This is a genomic window from Mesorhizobium sp. M0244, assembly GCF_040321795.1.
Lineage (GTDB): Bacteria > Pseudomonadota > Alphaproteobacteria > Rhizobiales > Rhizobiaceae > Mesorhizobium.
Window position 1 is genome coordinate 1 of sequence record NZ_JAMYSE010000201.1, and the last position, 1799, is coordinate 1799.

Annotated in this window: 1 protein-coding gene; it reads left to right on the forward strand. The window is 69.3% G+C overall.

Annotation, left to right across the window (positions count from 1 at the left end; genetic code table 11):
* Positions 1-1799, forward strand: a 1799-nt coding sequence (locus NKJ08_RS38580; protein WP_352786376.1) for a condensation domain-containing protein, incomplete at both ends; no start/stop codon positions are given.

The window sequence follows — 1799 nt, forward strand, 5'->3', positions numbered from 1 at the left end:
TGGCACAGATCTGGGCGGAGCTTCTCGGTGTCGAGCGGGTCGGGCGCCACGACAACTTCTTCGAACTGGGCGGCCATTCGCTCCTGGCGGTGCAGCTGATGGAGCGGCTGCGGCGGCTGTCGCTGGGGGTGGAGGTGCGTGCCCTGTTCGCCAGGCCGGTGCTGGCCGATCTTGCCGCAAGCCTGGGCAGCCATCACGAGGTGGCGGTGCCTGCCAACCTGATCACCGAACACAGCACGGCAATTACGCCGCAGATGCTGCCGCTCATCGAGCTGGCCCAGCCGGAGATCGACCGGATCGTCGCCACGGTGCCCGGCGGCGTCGGCAACATCCAGGACATTTATGGGTTGTCGCCGCTGCAGGACGGCATCCTGTTCCATCATCTGCTGGCGACGAAGGGCGATCCATATTTGCTGGTCTCGCAGATGGCGTTTGCCGAGCGCGGCCAGTTGGAGCGCTATCTTGGCGCCGTTCAGCAGGTGGTGGACCGACACGACATTTTGCGTACGGCCTTTGTCTGGGAGGGGCTGTCGAGCCCGGCCCAGGTGGTGTGGCGGCGTGCGCCGCTGGAGGTGACCGAGGTCGAGCTGGATGCGTGTGACGGTTCCGGCGCCGAGGAGCTCAGGCGCCGGTTTGATCCGCGCCGGCACCGCATCGGCCTTGGCCGCGCGCCGTTGTTGCGGTTTGGGATCGCGCGCGAGCCCGGCAGCGGGCGCTGGCTGCTGCTGGAGTTGCAGCACCATCTGATCGGCGATCACACGACGCTGGAAGTGATGCATGCCGAGGTGCGGGCCGTGCTCGGCGGGCAGGCGCATGAGCTTGCGGCACCGCAGCCGTTCCGCAATCTGGTGGCGCAGGCACGGCTGGGTGTCGATGCCAAGGCGCATGAAGAGTTCTTCCGCTCGATGCTGGCGGACATCGACGAGCCGACCATGCCGTTCGGGCTGGGCGAGGTGCGCGGCGACGGCAGCGGGGTCGGCGAGGCGCGGCGGATGCTGCCGCAGGCGCTCAACGATCGGCTGCGGGAGCAGGCGCGGCGGCTGGGGGTGAGCCTGGCCAGCCTGTGCCATCTGGCTTGGGGTCAGGTGGTGGCGCGCAGCAGCGGGCGAGAGCAGGTGGTGTTCGGCACGGTGCTGTTCGGCCGCATGCATGCGGGTGCGGGCGCCGACCGGGCGCTGGGCCTGTTCATCAACACCCTGCCTGTGCGGCTTGACCTGGACGGAACCGGGGTCGCGGCGAGCGTGCGGACCACGCATGCGCGGCTTTCCGAGCTGCTGGCGCACGAGCATGCCTCGCTGGCGCTGGCGCAACGCTGCAGCGGCGTTGCGGCGCCGGCGCCGCTGTTCAGCGCGCTGTTGAACTACCGTCACAACACGCCGGCGGCCATGGCCGGCTCCGGCACGGATGATGGTCTGTCCGGGGTGGAATGGCTGGGCGGGGAGGAGCGCACCAACTATCCGCTGACCCTGTCGGTGGAGGATTATGGCGAGGCGCTCGGCCTGACGGCGCAGGTGGTGGAGCCGGTGTCTGCGGATCGGGTCTGCGGCTACATGCAGCACGTGCTCGAGCAATTGGCGGAGGCGCTGGAGCGGGCGCCCGACAGGCCGGTGCGGGAGCTGGATATCCTGCCGGCCGCCGAGCGCACCTATCTGCTGGAGGATCTGAACCGGACGGCGGCGGCCTATCCGTCGCAGCGGTGCGTCCACGAGCTGTTCGAGGCGCAGGTGCGCCAGGCGCCGGAGGCTTTGGCGGTAGTCCATGAGGACGAGCGCCTGAGCTATGGCGAGCTCAACGCGCGA